Origin of the sequence: Mycetohabitans rhizoxinica HKI 454, from assembly GCF_000198775.1 — a bacterium.
GTDB lineage: Bacteria > Pseudomonadota > Gammaproteobacteria > Burkholderiales > Burkholderiaceae > Mycetohabitans > Mycetohabitans rhizoxinica.
Map to the genome: position 1 here is coordinate 412,990 of NC_014718.1, position 15,470 is coordinate 428,459.

General features: G+C 57.9%; 15 protein-coding genes and 2 pseudogenes. 9 read left to right on the forward strand and 8 right to left on the reverse strand.

What is annotated here, in order from left to right; genetic code table 11:
- Positions 1-90 precede the first annotated feature (90 nt).
- A pseudogene (locus RBRH_RS20580) lies at positions 91-261 on the reverse strand (LysR substrate-binding domain-containing protein); the annotation flags it as partial.
- Between the two features lie 147 nt (positions 262-408).
- On the opposite strand from RBRH_RS20580, the gene aceB reads away from it, so the two are divergent.
- Complete coding sequence (gene aceB, locus RBRH_RS13715; protein WP_013428680.1) at positions 409-2,004, forward strand: malate synthase A; 1,596 nt, start codon at positions 409-411, stop codon at positions 2,002-2,004.
- 360 nt (positions 2,005-2,364) lie between these two features.
- Here the strand turns inward: aceB and RBRH_RS13720 are convergent, their stop codons facing one another.
- The 3 genes and pseudogenes from RBRH_RS13720 to RBRH_RS13730 form a co-directional block, all read right to left on the reverse strand.
- On the reverse strand, positions 2,365-3,015 hold the full coding sequence (locus tag RBRH_RS13720; protein ID WP_013428681.1) for a hypothetical protein: 651 nt from the start codon (positions 3,013-3,015) through the stop codon (positions 2,365-2,367).
- Between the two features lie 2 nt (positions 3,016-3,017).
- A pseudogene (locus RBRH_RS13725) lies at positions 3,018-3,502 on the reverse strand (glycoside hydrolase family 108 protein).
- Between the two features lie 1,608 nt (positions 3,503-5,110).
- The gene (locus RBRH_RS13730; RefSeq protein ID WP_013428684.1) at positions 5,111-6,196 is read right to left on the reverse strand and encodes an aromatic ring-hydroxylating oxygenase subunit alpha; all 1,086 of its coding nucleotides are present in this window, start codon (positions 6,194-6,196) and stop codon (positions 5,111-5,113) included.
- 382 nt (positions 6,197-6,578) lie between these two features.
- Between RBRH_RS13730 and RBRH_RS19320 the strand changes: the two genes are divergently transcribed.
- The gene (locus RBRH_RS19320; protein WP_041754764.1) at positions 6,579-6,836 is read left to right on the forward strand and encodes a hypothetical protein; all 258 of its coding nucleotides are present in this window, start codon (positions 6,579-6,581) and stop codon (positions 6,834-6,836) included.
- A 26-nt stretch (positions 6,837-6,862) separates the two neighbouring features.
- A complete protein-coding gene (locus RBRH_RS13740; protein ID WP_041754766.1) occupies positions 6,863-7,888 on the forward strand; it encodes a MerR family transcriptional regulator in 1,026 nt (341 codons plus the stop codon).
- Between the two features lie 76 nt (positions 7,889-7,964).
- Here the strand turns inward: RBRH_RS13740 and RBRH_RS19325 are convergent, their stop codons facing one another.
- Entirely contained in the window at positions 7,965-8,327 is a 363-nt protein-coding gene (locus RBRH_RS19325) for an isocitrate lyase/phosphoenolpyruvate mutase family protein (RefSeq protein ID WP_415878042.1), read from the reverse strand.
- Positions 8,328-8,531: 204 nt separating this feature from the next.
- Here RBRH_RS19325 and RBRH_RS19330 point away from each other — a divergent pair, with 204 nt between their 5' ends.
- Entirely contained in the window at positions 8,532-8,708 is a 177-nt protein-coding gene (locus tag RBRH_RS19330; protein ID WP_157864538.1) for a hypothetical protein, read from the forward strand.
- A gap of 197 nt (positions 8,709-8,905) precedes the next feature.
- Here the strand turns inward: RBRH_RS19330 and RBRH_RS13745 are convergent, their stop codons facing one another.
- A complete protein-coding gene (locus tag RBRH_RS13745; RefSeq protein WP_013428689.1) occupies positions 8,906-9,091 on the reverse strand; it encodes a hypothetical protein in 186 nt (61 codons plus the stop codon).
- A 330-nt stretch (positions 9,092-9,421) separates the two neighbouring features.
- A complete protein-coding gene (locus tag RBRH_RS13750) occupies positions 9,422-9,730 on the reverse strand; it encodes a hypothetical protein (protein ID WP_232509381.1) in 309 nt (102 codons plus the stop codon).
- Positions 9,731-10,161: 431 nt separating this feature from the next.
- Here RBRH_RS13750 and RBRH_RS13755 point away from each other — a divergent pair, with 431 nt between their 5' ends.
- Both RBRH_RS13755 and RBRH_RS17920 read left to right on the forward strand, forming a co-directional pair.
- Positions 10,162-11,091 carry a DMT family transporter gene (locus RBRH_RS13755; RefSeq protein ID WP_041754773.1) on the forward strand — a complete coding sequence of 310 codons (930 nt, stop codon included), beginning with the start codon at positions 10,162-10,164 and terminating at the stop codon, positions 11,089-11,091.
- A 156-nt stretch (positions 11,092-11,247) separates the two neighbouring features.
- Complete coding sequence (locus RBRH_RS17920) at positions 11,248-11,535, forward strand: hypothetical protein (RefSeq protein WP_013428692.1); 288 nt, start codon at positions 11,248-11,250, stop codon at positions 11,533-11,535.
- 21 nt (positions 11,536-11,556) lie between these two features.
- Here the strand turns inward: RBRH_RS17920 and RBRH_RS13765 are convergent, their stop codons facing one another.
- Positions 11,557-12,513, reverse strand: coding sequence for an alpha/beta fold hydrolase (locus tag RBRH_RS13765; protein ID WP_013428693.1), 957 nt, complete (start codon positions 12,511-12,513; stop codon positions 11,557-11,559).
- A 78-nt stretch (positions 12,514-12,591) separates the two neighbouring features.
- Here RBRH_RS13765 and RBRH_RS13770 point away from each other — a divergent pair, with 78 nt between their 5' ends.
- From RBRH_RS13770 to RBRH_RS20585, 3 genes are all read left to right on the forward strand, one after another.
- The gene (locus RBRH_RS13770) at positions 12,592-13,203 is read left to right on the forward strand and encodes a TetR/AcrR family transcriptional regulator (RefSeq protein ID WP_041754779.1); all 612 of its coding nucleotides are present in this window, start codon (positions 12,592-12,594) and stop codon (positions 13,201-13,203) included.
- On the forward strand, positions 13,203-13,454 hold the full coding sequence (locus RBRH_RS13775; RefSeq protein ID WP_049786538.1) for a site-specific integrase: 252 nt from the start codon (positions 13,203-13,205) through the stop codon (positions 13,452-13,454). Before RBRH_RS13770 ends, RBRH_RS13775 begins: the two co-directional genes overlap by 1 nt.
- Positions 13,455-14,264: 810 nt before the next feature.
- Positions 14,265-15,383 carry a hypothetical protein gene (locus RBRH_RS20585; RefSeq protein ID WP_041754782.1) on the forward strand — a complete coding sequence of 373 codons (1,119 nt, stop codon included), beginning with the start codon at positions 14,265-14,267 and terminating at the stop codon, positions 15,381-15,383.
- The last annotated feature ends 87 nt before the right edge of the window (positions 15,384-15,470 follow it).

The window sequence follows — 15,470 nt, forward strand, 5'->3', positions numbered from 1 at the left end:
AGAGCGAGCGCCGCAACCTTGGGTCGCCGGCGCTTTTTTTCGCCCCGAACGCCGAGCGCACGGCACGAAATGTGTGCAGTGTATGCGGCGCTCGACGAGGCGGTCCGTCAGATCCAACGACACGGTCACGCCCGGATGCGCGGCCGAGAACGCCGGGATCAGTGGCGCAATATGCTTGCGACCAAAGCCCGCGGGCGCGGACACACGCAAATGCCCGCTAGCCTTGACGCTTCCCGCCGACACGCTTGCTTCGGCGTTTTCAACCGCGCGGGCGCTTCTGCCGAGAGACTCAGCATCGAGCCGGCCGATACCGGATCCGGCATGCAGGGACATGATCACGTTCATCGAACGCGCGTCTCACCTAGCTTATTGGTACCGCTAAATAAATTTGACCGACCAGGAGAAATCATGGCACACCCGACTCCCTCGCTACCCGAAGGCGTGCAGATTCACGCTCCGCTCAAGCCGGGCTTCGAAGCGATCCTCACGCATGACGCACTCGCGTTGGTTGCCCAACTCCACCGTCAATTCGAAGCGCGCCGCCAAACCCTGTTGGCTGCGCGCGTGGAGCGTGCAAAGCGGTTAGATGCCGGCGAACGACCCGACTTCTTGCCCCAAACTCAAGCCATTCGAGAGGGCAGCTGGACTGTCGCACCGCTGCCTGCCGACCTGCAATGCCGTCGTGTCGAGATCACCGGGCCGGTTGAGCGCAAAATGGTCATCAACGCGCTGAACTCCGGCGCGGACTCGTACATGACCGACTTCGAGGACTCAAACGCGCCGAACTGGGACAACCAGATCCAAGGCCAGATCAACCTGAAGGACGCGGTGCGACGCACGATCTCGTTGGAGCAGAACGGCAAGTCATACCGGCTCAACGACAAGATCGCGACGCTGCTGGTGCGCCCCCGCGGCTGGCACCTCGACGAGAAGCATGTGACGGTCGATGGTCAACGCGTGTCTGGTGCTCTGTTCGACTTCGCGTTGTTCCTCTTCCATAACGCCAAGGAGCAACTGTCGCGTGACACCGGCCCGTATTTCTATCTGTCGAAGATGGAAAGCCACCTGGAAGCGCGGCTGTGGAATGATGTGTTCGTCGCCGCGCAACAGGCCATCGGCATCCCGCGCGGCACGATCCGCGCGACCGTGCTGGTCGAGACCATCCTCGCCGCGTTCGAGATGGACGAGATCCTGTACGAGCTGCGTGAACACAGCGCCGGGCTGAACGCCGGGCGCTGGGACTATATTTTCTCGGCAATCAAGAAATTCAAGACCGACAACGACTTCTGCCTCGCCGATCGTGCCCAGGTGACGATGACTGCGCCGTTCATGCGGGCATACGCGTTGCTGCTGGTCAAGACCTGTCACCGGCGCAACGCACCGGCGATCGGTGGCATGAGCGCGCTGATTCCGATCAAAAACGATCCGGCTACCAACGACAAGGCGTTAGCCGGCGTGCGTTCGGACAAGGCCCGAGATGCGGGCGATGGCTACGATGGTGGGTGGGTCGCCCACCCTGGTCTGGTGCCGATCGCGATGGAAGAGTTCGTCAAGGTGCTCGGCGACAAGGCCAACCAGATCAGCAAACAACGCGACGACGTGCAAGTCACCGCCAAGGATCTGCTCGACTTCCGCCCGCAAGCGCCGATTACCGAAGCCGGCTTGCGCAACAACATCAACGTGGGCATCCATTACCTTGGCTCGTGGCTAGCTGGCAACGGCTGCGTGCCGATTCACAACCTGATGAAAGACGCGGCGACCGCTGAAATCTCGCGTTCTCAGGTGTGGCAGTGGATCCGCTCGCCGAAGGGCAAGCTCGATGACGGCCGCAAGGTGAGCGCGGAACTCGTGCGTGCGCTGGGCGTCGAGGAACTCGCCAAGGTCAAGGCCGTCGTGGGCGGCGACACTGCGCCATACGACCGGGCCGCGCAGATCTTCGAGCAGATGTCGACATCGGACACGTTCATCGACTTTCTGACGCTACCGCTGTACGAAGCGATTTGACCATCGAATTGCTGCGCGATCCTGTTCCATCTTTATACTTAATTTTTTCCACCCTAATTCCAGACTCGAGACGGCACTAAACGCCGTTTCCTCAGAGCCGACTACCATCTTGAATCGATAAGCGGGAATGGCTTCATTTGTTACAATTTTTACAGCCGCTGTAGTAACTAGTACTTTCCATCCTATTTAACTGATACTCAACTACTTTCCACATCAAGCAAAGATGCATTACTTACCTCTGCTTTGAACAAGCGGTTGCTTATACGCCAATTCGTATGAGATACGCCTTTAAATTTTACACTTGCATTCATTTACTTAATACATAAACCACTTCACTCGCTTGCATCATTTAACTAATATTTATGATTTTTCGTTCGCTGTAGTGGGCAACGTTGCTTGAGCAGACGTCGGTGCACCATTCATCGTTTGGGTCGTCACATGCGTGTCCGGATCAGTCGCGAAACTGGTAATCACCGCCGCCTGCTTGGTTGCCGTCGACGACGAGCCAAAAAAGAATTCTTTTGCTCCTAGCACCATCGCAATTAGCACCCCCTCAATATTGCCAAGCACGCCAAAGGCGATCGGATTGACGGGTATGCGAGCGAACAACAACCAGAAATGCGCACCAATCACCAAGAATAAGCCAACTGTGTACAGATAGGCCAAGTTACGCGGAGTGTGATCGTGCTCAGTCAAAGCCATTTGCCGGGCATTAGCGCGATCGGCCGCATTCGTCTTCGCAGTTTCCACGTCGGCCGTAATGCGCGTCTTTTCCACATCCGCTGCAATGCGTTGCAGATCAATCTGGCTCTCAACGATCGACTCCTGAAACCGGTAAGCAAGGTCTGGGTTTGCCTGGATCGCGGCCAGTGCCTGTTCCGGAGTGCTCGTGCCCGTGACAGTTTGGGCGATATCGACCACTTTTTGAGCCACTTGCTCGGCTCGACTGCCGCCAATCCAATGCGCGATCTGCGGCGCGAACTGCGCGAGTGCGAGAACAATCGGTAACATGGTCAGGCTCCTGCCACTCTTAAGTTAGTCGCGATGCGTCGCGCCCAGCCGCGGCCAAAGCTCGGCCAAGTTTGCAGTGCGGTCAAGTAGGTCAAGCGCGCGGCAATAAAACGCATAATGAAAAGCTCAGGATCGACGGCCTGCACCGCAGCGATCGTCTTGGGCCCGAGTTTGCCGTCAGCGAATGCGCCACTGGCCTGCTGCATCCAGATAACAACGTGACCACCGTTGTAATTGGCATCAAAAATTTGAAACGCGACCCGTGCGTCATAGCGGTCACAGTGCAATGGATCCCAGTACAGGGCCTTAGCGATCTGTTTCGCTGTCTCACGTGGTAACTCCCGCATCGGGCCAGTATAGCCCCATGCGCGCGCGACGCGTTGGGGTCACGCCCCACATCGTCTCTCCCCCTGGATCCTGAGGATTTATTGGAATAACCGCCTTCATTGCCAATAAGCTTATCGAATGCGTCGTCGAAAACGCTCATACCTTTCTACCCAAAAAGGAATACCTTGGCTTCGCATGCAAAGCAATTCGTGCACCAGCTGATTCAAGCACCGCATCATGCCGACACACGTTAGCATGAGCCGTTCAACAATGAGCAGAAAAATGGATAGGCTTGATCAGTCATCACGCAGCGTTACCGCCGTGCTCGCAAAACGGATAGTAGAGGAAGAGGCTGTGTGTGTATTGCGTAGCTGAGGAGAATGTCGCTGAGTCAAGCCAGTATTCTCTTTCATTATTTTTCCCCAAATATCACTTGCATGGATCAAAGACCGCGGTACTGCACCTGCCTCAGCGAACCATCATGCCTCATTTCGCTGCCTATCCCTCGTTTGGACGATTGAAAATTTCTCACAAGTTCAACAAAACTTCAAGCTTTTTGAACTGCGGCATTTGTCCATCATGTCATCACGCTATTGGCATACCCGCTTACATCGTCCAGGTGCAGTGCACAATTGACCGCCTCCAGAAGATTGACCACCTCCAGAACCTTGAACAACTCGCACCGCCGATGCATCACCAGCTTAACCGGTGCATAGCGCAAACGTGATGACCGCTCGAGTATCCCAGCAACTTACAATCCGAGTGGTTCGTCCGTGCGCAAATTTTTGATGAATCCAATCCTGTTTTACAACATAGTTCTAAATAATAGAGCACATTCCGATGAACTATGGCAACGTATAAATTTGCAGGTACACCTTGTGGGTCTTGCCTTTGCCGGGGCAGCACATCTGCACCAGCGTCTCGCATACGTGTAACGCACCCTGCTGCTGGATTTTGGTAAAGCGTGCCGATCAGCCTCTGTCGTTGCACACCACTGTGCCGATCCCCTCTCATCATTTGCTAACTGATATTCCAAAAAACTCTTAGCGCCACGAACTGTATATTCGAGGTGAGACCCTCAGAATGAACCAGCCAACTTCACTAAATTCAGGGAAGCAGCAGCCTGCATTGGGAACCAAGCGCAAGGGCGGAAAGCGATAAGCGGATGTAATCCCATACAGAAAAAATAGCTTGCTTCGGTTATCTGTCCTGCCCCCAGCAAACAAAACCAGCCAGAGTGGAGTAAAATTATTTTTGGAAGGAGGCGAACATAACGCAAGATGACGCGACCACTCGATGAAGGAGTCCTGCCTGAGCAAAGACCGTGAAATATGAGTTAAACGGATCCAGAGGGAACTAATCATAATCTATTGGCTAATTAGGATTTGCGGCAAATTTGATGCAGTGGAGCGCCGCATAGGAGGCACGGAACACCGCAGAGCGGCAAATGGGTGGGCTGCCCGAACAAGCGAAGTGTCGCAGCCTATCGTCAAACGGATATTGGCCAGATATCGAAGTAATCAATACGCGTTACGAAAGGCCCCGTTACGCGTTGAAGCCGGCGCCCCACCCGCCTACGTGCGACCAATACATTATTCGACTAAAGCATAGCCGCCTCGGGTTATCATTCCATTGGCATCAGCTCGATCCGGCTCGCTAAGTGCATGCGGCATCCTCCTGCAAAGCTGTCTCGGACCGCGAATCGACGTCCGCGGGCGGTGTCGAGAACGAAATAAGCTAGATTAAAACAACGAAGACCCATTGGACATCAAGCCCTGTTGCCCACCTCACGAATCGGGATCTCCGTGTGGCCGCCACAGTGGCGCAGCAAGTCGCGCAACTCATTGATCACTGGGAACACCTCGTGGTTCCAATCCGCACCCTGCCTGTCGTGGGCTTCTTGCTCCTGCTCCACGACCCAGCGGTCCTCCTTGAAGATGCGCTCGGTGAACCAAATTAGCAACGGCCAGGCCAGGTCCAGCGCGAATGGTATTTTCGGCTTACGGATGGAAAGCAGGCCGAACGTGCGGTTGGTACGCTGCGCCGCATCCAGCGGCACATACACGATCCACAAATCCATGACCAGCGTGCCGTCCCCCGACCGGATCTGCAAAGTCTGATATGGATAACAGGTGCGCACCGCCATCACGCTCTTGTCGGCTTGGCCGCCCGCATTTTTGCTGGCGCCAAACACCAGCGCCTCACCCATCGGCTGGCTGCCCGCCATGCGCGCAAATGTGTAGTTCACTTCCGCCCAGTCCTCGCCATGACTTCGGCCCACGCAGCGTGCGCGCATCTGCCCCATCTGCCGCCGGTGCAGAAACTGATGGTTCATGTCCATCAAGTTCTCGTGCATGAATGAGTAGTGACACTTGACCTCGCGGCCAAAGCGACGCGTCTTGTACGCACTGTCGCCCACCGAGGACAGCATGGGCAGTGGCCGCACGTCGGCTAAAGCTGGCTCGCCCGGAAAGACGAAGATCAGGCCGTGCACTTCACGGCATGGATAGGCGCGCACCCCATTGGGCAAGCGCTCCCGCCCAAAATACGGCACGTCGATGCAGTGGCCGCCGCAATCGTAAGCCCAGCCATGATAGCCGCAGCGGATGGACTCGCCTTCGACCACGCCCGCATGCAGCGGCACTTGCCGGTGCGGTTTGCCGGACGCGGTGCGCGCCAGCACGATCGGATCGCCTGCAAACTGTACACCGAGCGCCTTGCTGCGCTTGACCTCGTGAGACCAGGCCAACGGATACCAGTGGTCCGGGTGAATCGGCACACGGCGCAGATCGCGCACCGAGGCACTGGCAGGCAGGTCAATGGCGCCGGTGTCCGGCAAAGGCAGTGCATGCATGCGTGACGCCTCCTTACGTAAAGGTACTTCGAGGGTCGTAGCCAGCAGTCGAGTCGGCGAACGGGCGGATTTGGCACAGTCTACGCGAGTCCGGCCGAAACCGCGCCTTGGCGCTCCTTAGTCGCGGCGTCATCCCGCAGCGCGTGCTGCTCGCGCAGCAGCGTGGCCGCAAGCCCATGGAGCGATGCTGGGCGCACGTTGCACATCGTCCACCGGCATGCTTGCACGAGCGGACCCCACGCGATGTCTGAATAGGACGTTTACGTCGGTGCAACGCACCGGTAGACGAGCGCTAGCCGCTTAAGCTGATCACTGTCATCAGCTCCCCCTTCTGCCGCACAGGCGCTGGCACGCCAGTCTTACACTGAAAATGCGCGACGGCATGCGCGACATCCCGCTGCCTGCCCGGCAAGCAAGCCTCACCTTCGTCATGCAGATGATAGGCGACGCGCCCAATGCTGCAACCGACCACGGAGTACTGGACGCGTTACACCTGATGGTCACGACGCGCGATGCCGCCTCCGTCCCGTGGCTTGACAACGCCATAGCAGCGCGAAGAAACGTTCTGCATGAGGGCCGCTCACCCGCCTTGACGACTTTCCGCTTGACCCTCACGCTACGTCAGGGCTCATCTTTTTGAAACGCTGGAAACGGAGGCAAAGGCAAATGCGCTTGACGGTGGGAGAGTTGGCCAAACGCAGCGGACTGACGGTACGCACGCTGCACCACTACGACGCGATCGGTTTGCTGAAGCCTTCGGCACGCTCCGAAGCGGGATACCGGCTTTATAGCCGCGACGACGTCGCGCGCCTGTACCAGATACATGCGCTGCGTCGCTTTGGCATGTCGCTCGCCGACATCGGAGCTTGCCTGGATCGGCCGGACCATTCGCTGGTAACTATCGTGCAACGCCAGATCGGCACGCTCGATGCACAACTTACGCAAGCGCGTCTGTTGCGCGAGCAGCTTGCGCGCCTGCACGAACAGTTGTTGGTGGGAACCGATCCAGACCAGTCAGACTGGCTAATCACTTTGGAGATGATCACCGTGTATGAAAAGTACTTTTCCGACGACGAACTGAATCGCTTGCCGCTGTACCGCCTCGACGAGGCGCGCGAAAACGAATGGCGCGAAGTGGTTGCGCAGGCGCGTGTGCTGATTACACAGGGCGTGCCACCGCAAAGCGACGACGCGCGAGCGCTAGCCAAGCGGTGGATGGCGATGGTGCAGCGCGACACCGGCGGCGATCCTCGACTACTCGCGAAGCTGAACCGGATGTACGAAGCCGAGCCCACCATGCAGAGCAAGACTGGCATTTCGCCGGACCTACTGCAATATGTGCTGCAGGCGAGTTGGGAAACAAAAATGGCGTTGTACGAGAAATACCTACTGCCTGATGAAGTGCGTTACATGCGCGCACATTACAGTAAGCGCGCGCATGAGTGGCCGGAGCTGATCGGGGCATTGCGCACGCAGATCGAGCAAGGCGCCGAACCGTCCGCCCCTGCGGTACGGCGCCTCGCACAACGCTGGCTTGAGCTGTTCCGTTCCTACGCCGGCGACGATCCTGCCACCCAGGCGCGCTTCAGGCTGGCACACGAGCAGGAACCGGAGCTGCTTGAGGACGCGTGGGCCGACGCGCCGATGCTCGACTTCCTGAAACGCGCGGTCGCCGCGGCCTCCCCCGCGTAACCACCGCGGCCCGATCTCACGCCGGCTGCACGACAGGCTGCCGGCGTGCCGCGACGGCAGCGTATCGCCACCGGTTTCATCGATCGCGCGCCATGCCGCCCGCGAGCGTTGCACGGCGACATCCCGCGGAAACAGCGGTGCAGTCTCGTCGCCGTTGGAGTCCTCGATTGACCAGCAGGTCAGTCACCGCAACAATCTCACGCAGATGCCCGAGCACGACGCCGCGGCAGACTATGTCGCCCATACGAGCGCGCGACCACGCAAAGTCGGAACTAGTCGTTGCGATCGCCCCGAAACCGAGAAGTTGCAGATAGCGGATGCTCCCTACGGCTGATGCATTCGGTAAGACGACGCAGCCGGATTGATGCAGTTGTCGAAAGGCGGCGGTGCGGGACATTTCGTCTCTGTCTGCAAAGGGGTGGCGTAGTCCGGCACACATCGACCCGATGGCACGCCGGGGACCTGCCACGTCGATTAATGACCATTGTACATCCCGAGCCGGCGGCTCGATGTTCGCTTTCGAACCGCCTCCTTCGCGAATCAATCGTGCGCCAATGGCCGCTCCGTCATAGTGAGTGTCGCGGAGAACACCCGCGTACACACCACTAGGGCCTTCTGGCCCCTACTTTGTTGGAGGATAGCAATGAGTGTCAATGCTCCTGGCGCTGTGGCTTCTGGCGCTTTTAATAAGGATGATTTTGATAAGAAATTTGATTCGATGACTGGCAAGCAAAAGGAGGCCTACCAAAAATTGGTTGACGAATTTAACCGAACCGCTTTTCAGGGAGCTGCTCCAAACTTGAAGCCCGCCCTCGACTAACGCTAATACAGACCAGCGACGCGTCCATGAACGACCGCCGCGTCGCTGGAAAACGCCTTTACGGTTGCGCGCTGTGTGGACCGTAAAGCACCTCTACAAAAGCCGCCCTGCATCGTTGAAACAGGTTACGTATCGACATAAGTAAAGTATCGACAAGGCATCCTCCGACGCAGTGGGTCGAGATCCTTGCATTTCTATCACGAAACACCGCCGTCAAGCTTGCTGTACCGGACCACAGCATTGACCGCACCGGTTGTGGACTTTGGAAAGTCATGGCACGCGGCAAGCAGCGCCAGGATTCGATCGGTTACAGCCACGAAACGGGCCTCTTCCAACACTTGGGCGTCGTCGGGCAGCGGCAATTCGCTGCCCAGAAGCAACACCAGCAGCTGCTGATGCGCTTCACCCGGAATGCCACGCCGTCCATTAGCGTCCGTTCATGGACAGCACCGCTGTGCAGCCCCAACGCGAGCAGCCCTGCGTGCGCTCTGACCAAGCGTCGCCATGCTCGAGCCTGCATAGCGTGCGGCTCCGGCGTTTGCCGCGATACCGGTGGGGCTTACCGCCAAGTTGAGGAAGCTAATGATGTAGCGCATTCATTAGTGATACAAAATTTTAATGCAGCGCGACCGACAAGCGCAGCCATACACCAATGAGCTGCTTGCCGAAGTTGTGCACAAGGACACCGGCATTCGCACCGAGCGTTGACTAAGTCATGTCTTCATGATGGACGTGCCGGTCAATCCGGAGTCGCTGTTCATCACCGACGCGGTGGTCAATATCTTCCGACCTCGAACGCTTTCCGAGCTTGAGTAGAAAGCAGACATCGTGCGCAACGCGATTGAGCTTATGCAGACGCCGCGGATCGACCGGCTCAACATGGCGATCTTTTCCGCCATGAAAACCGTGACGTCGAAGATCCCCTCGACGATCAATGCAGCCGCATTGTGCCGTATCTTGGCACACCGACCGGTCAAAGACAACAGGGCAGCGCCGTCCCCTGCGTCGGTGTTGGCAGGCATGCTTAGCCGGACACGATGAAACGCAATACAGGCCATCGCGCCTGCTAGCACACTCACGCCAGCTGCCAAACATGCGAACGGCCAACCCCAGTGCAACGCAACATACGGCAGCAGCGCCACCGACAACGTGCCGCCCTCGGTAAATAGCGAGGCACACCAAACTGTAATAAAGTGTTGGTGTTATCATGGTACAAAAAACTACCATGGTAAATGGCGAGTCTACCCATAGGCTGCCCTTCACAACAAGCCAGCGGCTGTTGCGCTTACCATGCTTTATCCGCCGAAAGCATAACCGCCTCCGCTGACCCCATCAATACTGCTCGCGCTTTCGCATAATCTGCTCACAGTGGCGCTTGACTAGTTGCCCTTGTTCCATCCGGACTTGCCGATGCGTGCAACGTGCAATGCCGGTCACCCGGCGAAGGCTCCGCATGATCTCCCGAGCGGTGTTCGACTTGACCAACTTGCTGGCGCTCGCAGCACTTTGGAGTACGTCGTTTCTTTTCGTGCGCATCGGCGTTGCGGAGTTCGGCGTCGTGCCGATGGTGGCGTTGCGTGTGTCGATCGGCGCCACTTTCTTAATCGCGCTATTGATCGTGCGGAAAGGCGTGAAGGGAAAATGGCGTGATTCGCAACGCAAGCTTTGGCCGTTGTTCGTGCTCGGCGTGCTGAATGCTGCGATGCCATTCTGCCTGTTTGCGTATGCCGTGCCCGCTCTGTCGGTGGGTCTGGCCTGCGTGATCAACGCGACCGCACCGCTGTGGGGCGCGCTGGTCGCGTTCCTTTGGCTCGGGGACCGGCCCAGCATCATGCGAATCGCCGGCATCGTGCTCTGTTTCGCCGGTGTGACGCTAATGGTCGGGAGTCAGATCAGTGCAACGGGCAGCTTCGCAGGTGCAGCGCCATGCGCGCGGACCACTGCACTAGCCGCCGGCGCGGGACTCACCGCCACGGCGCTGCTGGGTATCGCGGCCAACTATACGAAGCGCTATTTGTCCGACATCGACCCCTTGATGATCGCGGCCGGCAGTCTCGTCGGCGCATCGATCGTACTGCTGCCGCTCGCCGCATGGGCATGGCCAGCGACACCGGTTTCGATGCGGGCGTGGCTCGCGGCGCTGGCACTCGGCGTGGCGTGCACCGGCGTTGCCTATGTGCTGTATTTTCGCCTGCTCAATGCCGGCGGGCCGGCTCAGGCGATGACCGCCACATTCGTAATCCCGGTGTTCGGCATCCTTTGGGATTCACTATTTCTTTCGTTATCCATATCAATATGGATGATAGAATGCTGCGCCATTGTGCTGGTCGGTACCGTCTTGGCCACGGGCTTGATCGAGCGACTGCGTCCACAGCTATCATAGCGACAGGCAACGCGTTGACAGCATGGATGGCGACGATAGTCCCACATACACGCGCCATGTTTCTTGCCATCGCTTCGCCGACACGGGCAAGCGGATAGCGGATACACGAGATCAAAATTAATTCTTAGTTATCCTATCTAATAAAGCAACGCGAGTGTGGACAACCAAGCGCCGTTGGAGCGTGCGGCGAAATGCTTGCCGATCGCGTCGACACGTTGGCCGCGCTTCGTATCCGGCAAGCTAACCGTTGAGACCAACACACCGCCACGCCTGAGCACGAACCATGAAGCAGCATCGGCGGGTGGCCTCGCACCGCCGATGCTGCCGGCCAAGCGAACACCGCCGGCATCGATATCCAGCGTGCGCAAGCCTGGAAAGAACGGTGGCGTCGCGTCAGGCTCGGCACTATCGGCTGCGGAAAGATTGGCAGGATTGTGCTATTGATCCAGGTTCACGGCGATCTTCTCAGCCCTGGTTGGCTGCTGTCACGAACCCCGCAAGTTCTTGTCCATAACGCACTGGCTCCTCGTAAAAGGGGCTATGTCCGCTCTCGAAGAAAAGCGACAGACGGCTGTTCGCGTGAATCGACTTGATCCGTTCCGACATCGCCAGGCGCACGAGCCGGTCATGAAGGCCGTGGGTTAACAAGATTGGTCCAGAATAGGCTTTAAAGACGGGCTCGAAATCGGGCGTCTGCGTCTTGATAAAGCCCTCGTTCACGGCCCGTGCCGTCATGCCGTTGACGACCAGCATGCGCTGCATCTCCACTTCGGTCGGCGGCCGGTGGAAGCAGGCGGCGAGGAACTCGGCCGTGGCCGCGGTCCGTACGGCGAAATCGTGAGAGGTGGTGGTGCTGGTGAATGCAGCCGCCTCCGCGGTGAGAAGATCCGGCGACAGGTTGGTGACGGCGTCGACCAGATTGACGCCGGCAATGGCGGCGCCGCCATATTTGCGCAGATACGCGCCGGCCACGAAGCCGCCGAGCGACCAGCCCACCAGCACCGGTCGGCGAAGCTTGGCGCCGGCGATAACGGCGGCGACATCGTCCGCCCATCGATCAGCCTCGGAATAGGCTTCGAGCGAAACCGGCTTGTCGGAATCACCATGGCCGCGCAGATCGAAGCCGACCATGCGAAAGTGCCTGAGCGCAGGATCGGCGAACTGCTTCTCCCAACTCAGGCGGCTCTGACGCAAGCCGTGAATGAACAGGATCTCGGGCGCTTGGCTGTCGCCCTGTGCCTCGCCCGCCAGCATCACGCCATCCGCAGAGCGCACGACGAACGGCTCGCGCGACGGTACAGCCATATCCGAAAAGGCGCCCGGTTTGTCGACGGATGCGGTAGCCCCTCGAGGTGCCGCATAGGCGACTGAGGCGGCCAGGGCGGCCGCGCCGGCGAGGAAGGTACGTCTTGAGTGGCTCATGAGTGTCGCTCCATGTTGTTTAGTGATCGATATTTAACTAGGCTTGACTTTTCGTGTCAAGGGCTGTTTAGTGTCGCTATGGAACGAGACTCAAAATCGCGGGGCGGGCGGCCTTGGAGCTTCGACCGGGAAAAGGCGGTGGACACTGCGATGCGGCTGTTTTGGAGGCACGGCTATGAGGGGGTGTCGATCGGCGATCTCACGAAGGAGATCGGGATAGCGCCTCCAAGCCTCTATGCTGCCTTCGGCAGCAAGGCGCAGCTCTATCGGGAAGCGGTGAGCCGCTATGAGGCGACGCTCGGACGCCTCGATGTGGCGTCCATCAACTCGGCAGCGTCGCTGGCGCAGGCGGTGCGGGTATTGCTTGAGGGAGCCGTGAGCGCCGTCACCCACCCTCAACTTGAACGAGGCTGCTTGATCTCAAGCGGCATGATCGCATGTCACCCGGAGCATGCCTTGCTCGCCCGCGACGCGGCCGCGCGGCGTGAGGCCATGCGTGAACGGATTGCGCAAGCGCTCCAGCCCTTTGCGGGGGTGCACGAGGTTCAACGTTTGGCGCGCTATCTGGCTGCCGTCATGCAAGGCATGTCGGTCCAGGCACGGGACGGTAGCACACCGACGCAGCTGCAGGAGATCGTTGAAGAGGTGGTAGCGGGCGTTGCAGCACGGCTTTCCGAGGAGAGTTCGTGATGCGCCGCTTCTTCCGCCAGGCCACCGATATCATCGGCACCGATCATCCCGTACTGGCTGAAAAGTTGCGTTGCCCCAGCCCTGCCCGGATACGCCATACCCAAGGCACACATGCGCTCGCTCGCGACGCGGAGCTGACAACCATGCGGGATAGCCTGCGCCACGCCTCGATCGCAACCATTTCGATCGATCTTCGGAGCGACGAGGTCAAACGCTCCCGGCACACGGATGGACCGTTCGCTGCACCATAGCCCATGCTCATTCCGACAACGCGTTGCCGGTTAAACGTACTTTATTTTTCGTTTTCTAAAGCGATCTTAGATAGCGAGCGCCGTCGCCAGCCAATCGTCGATTGGATCAAGACACGGCCGCACCGGCAATGAAATAACGTCAATCTCAGCGAGACGAAGGGGTAAGGCTGCCCAACCTTACTGGACGACTCGCCTATTAATGATCCCCAGCATTGCGCAAGAGTATCATGCCTTAGACAAATCTTCGAATATCTTTTTGATCATTTTCAGCCCAGATGGAATCTTCGACTCAATACCGTCAAGTTTTTAGGTCATCACATTGATTTTTAGATCCTGTTTTTGGCAAAGAACTATTTCTTTGGTAAGGATTCACTTGCATAATCTTTTGAATTCTTTATTGTGTCCGCGGGCACCCCCTCCCATGCGGCCTCTACGTAAAGATTGTGTAATAAATTTTCTCTACCTTTACCGACGACCCGCGCGCAATAGACAAACTTCGTGCTTTCCAAGCTACGGGTGTACGATGAGGCCTGAGATGGTGAAGTGTCACTCAACTTGCACCATCACTTATTCGATCCGCACGTTGTTTCGGCTGCGTGCTGGTTACCATTGCCAGCTTCGCCCAAGCTTCTTTAAAATTGTGAGTTGCCAACAGAGGATGTAACAGCTTCCGCATATCGGCATTGCACTATCCACCAAGAGCATGGCGTTCACAGTTCATCGCTGTGCTCAGCTTCCCGTTTTCGGCTAGCCTGCTGTGTGGCCTCGCTTCGTATTGCGCCGTTTTTTTATCGATTGCCGAACTTACCGATGGATTTTGATCTGCATGCCGCTTTGAACGACTACCCAGCCTACGTTTGTGCGTTGGAGTCGTGTCCGCAGCCTGCCGCATCGGCCTCTCCGCCGACATTGAAACCAGCAAGCGGTGGGCTGGTGAACCCGTCGGCTAGCCGGCCCACGACATATCATAACCTGCCGTCCGAACTCATCCAGCAGATCGGTGACTACGTGCCCGTCCAAGACGTGGGAAATTTTTCAGCAGTCGATCGTCGTACGTATCATGCGATGCACAGTCGGCGCGTAGTCTACCGCTACTGGCAACGAGCCAACCAAGTCGTCAGTCTCGCGTCAGTCAACCAGCTGCTCAATGAGATGGATGGCACGCTCGCCCATCCGGCGCAGCACATCGAGCCGCTTGAGGCGTTGCGCCAACATTTGGACGCGTTGCCGTATCACGAGCAAGGCGAAGCCTTCAAGCGCATATACGCGGCGGCGCAGCGCATTCCGAAGGATGGCGTGCAGATACAAAAAGCGCTGTTATTGTACTCATTGCCCGGTTTTAATTGGAACCATCGGGATGAATTATTCGACTTCGCTTACGCGATGGCGCAGCGGCGTGCACCCCAGGAGGATAATGTCTGGACGGAACTGGCTAACTGTTTGATATTTTTGTTGGCTGGCTCAGCTGAGTTTGTCGAGCGTTATCAGGCGCTCGTGGCTCGGCTTGGGTCCTTGAGGGTGTCCGAGCAAGCGGAGCTGATCCCGGTATTGTGTAGACAAATGCTTGGCTTTGGTAGAAGAGACGACCGCCTCCCTGGGCTGTATGCAGTGTTACGCGAACACGCGTTGCAGCTGCCGCGCTCTGTTCAAGGCGCATCGATTGGCATGCTAGCCAGTGCCATATGGGTTTTGCCGCACGCGGAGCGGCTCGCACAGTACACGCAGCTGCGTGATGTGGCGCTGTCGCTGCCTGACGAGCAGTTGGAAATTGCGCTATGCTTTCTTTCAAAGGGGTGGGCAGAGTTACCGCGCGAGCATCACGCATATGGACTCCAGTTACTGGAGCCGGCATTGCTGCGCCTACTGCCAGCACAGCGCGCGCAGTCCGTACTCAGCCAATTAGAGGATGTTATGAAATTGTATGAATAAGGTTAGTGCCTAGTATCGGGCAAAATCATGCCATAGCTTCAGTAGTAGGCGAGTGAAAAGGGAATGTGGATTTCCGCTCCTGCCGCC

Excerpts from the sequence above, each read along its gene's own strand:
- RBRH_RS19320 (WP_041754764.1), top strand. The coding sequence starts at position 6,579 with ATGCGCGACATCCCGCTGCCTGCCCGGCAAGCAAGCCTCACCTTCGTC.
- RBRH_RS13740 (WP_041754766.1), top strand. The coding sequence starts at position 6,863 with ATGCGCTTGACGGTGGGAGAGTTGGCCAAACGCAGCGGACTGACGGTA.
- RBRH_RS19330 (WP_157864538.1), top strand. The coding sequence starts at position 8,532 with ATGAGTGTCAATGCTCCTGGCGCTGTGGCTTCTGGCGCTTTTAATAAG.
- RBRH_RS13765 (WP_013428693.1), bottom strand. The coding sequence starts at position 12,513 with ATGAGCCACTCAAGACGTACCTTCCTCGCCGGCGCGGCCGCCCTGGCC.
- RBRH_RS13750 (WP_232509381.1), bottom strand. The coding sequence starts at position 9,730 with ATGCCTGCCAACACCGACGCAGGGGACGGCGCTGCCCTGTTGTCTTTG.
- RBRH_RS13730 (WP_013428684.1), bottom strand. The coding sequence starts at position 6,196 with ATGCATGCACTGCCTTTGCCGGACACCGGCGCCATTGACCTGCCTGCC.
- RBRH_RS19325 (WP_415878042.1), bottom strand. The coding sequence starts at position 8,327 with ATGTGTGCCGGACTACGCCACCCCTTTGCAGACAGAGACGAAATGTCC.
- RBRH_RS20585 (WP_041754782.1), top strand. The coding sequence starts at position 14,265 with ATGGATTTTGATCTGCATGCCGCTTTGAACGACTACCCAGCCTACGTT.
- RBRH_RS13720 (WP_013428681.1), bottom strand. The coding sequence starts at position 3,015 with ATGTTACCGATTGTTCTCGCACTCGCGCAGTTCGCGCCGCAGATCGCG.
- RBRH_RS13770 (WP_041754779.1), top strand. The coding sequence starts at position 12,592 with ATGGAACGAGACTCAAAATCGCGGGGCGGGCGGCCTTGGAGCTTCGAC.
- RBRH_RS13755 (WP_041754773.1), top strand. The coding sequence starts at position 10,162 with ATGATCTCCCGAGCGGTGTTCGACTTGACCAACTTGCTGGCGCTCGCA.
- RBRH_RS13775 (WP_049786538.1), top strand. The coding sequence starts at position 13,203 with ATGCGCCGCTTCTTCCGCCAGGCCACCGATATCATCGGCACCGATCAT.
- aceB (WP_013428680.1), top strand. The coding sequence starts at position 409 with ATGGCACACCCGACTCCCTCGCTACCCGAAGGCGTGCAGATTCACGCT.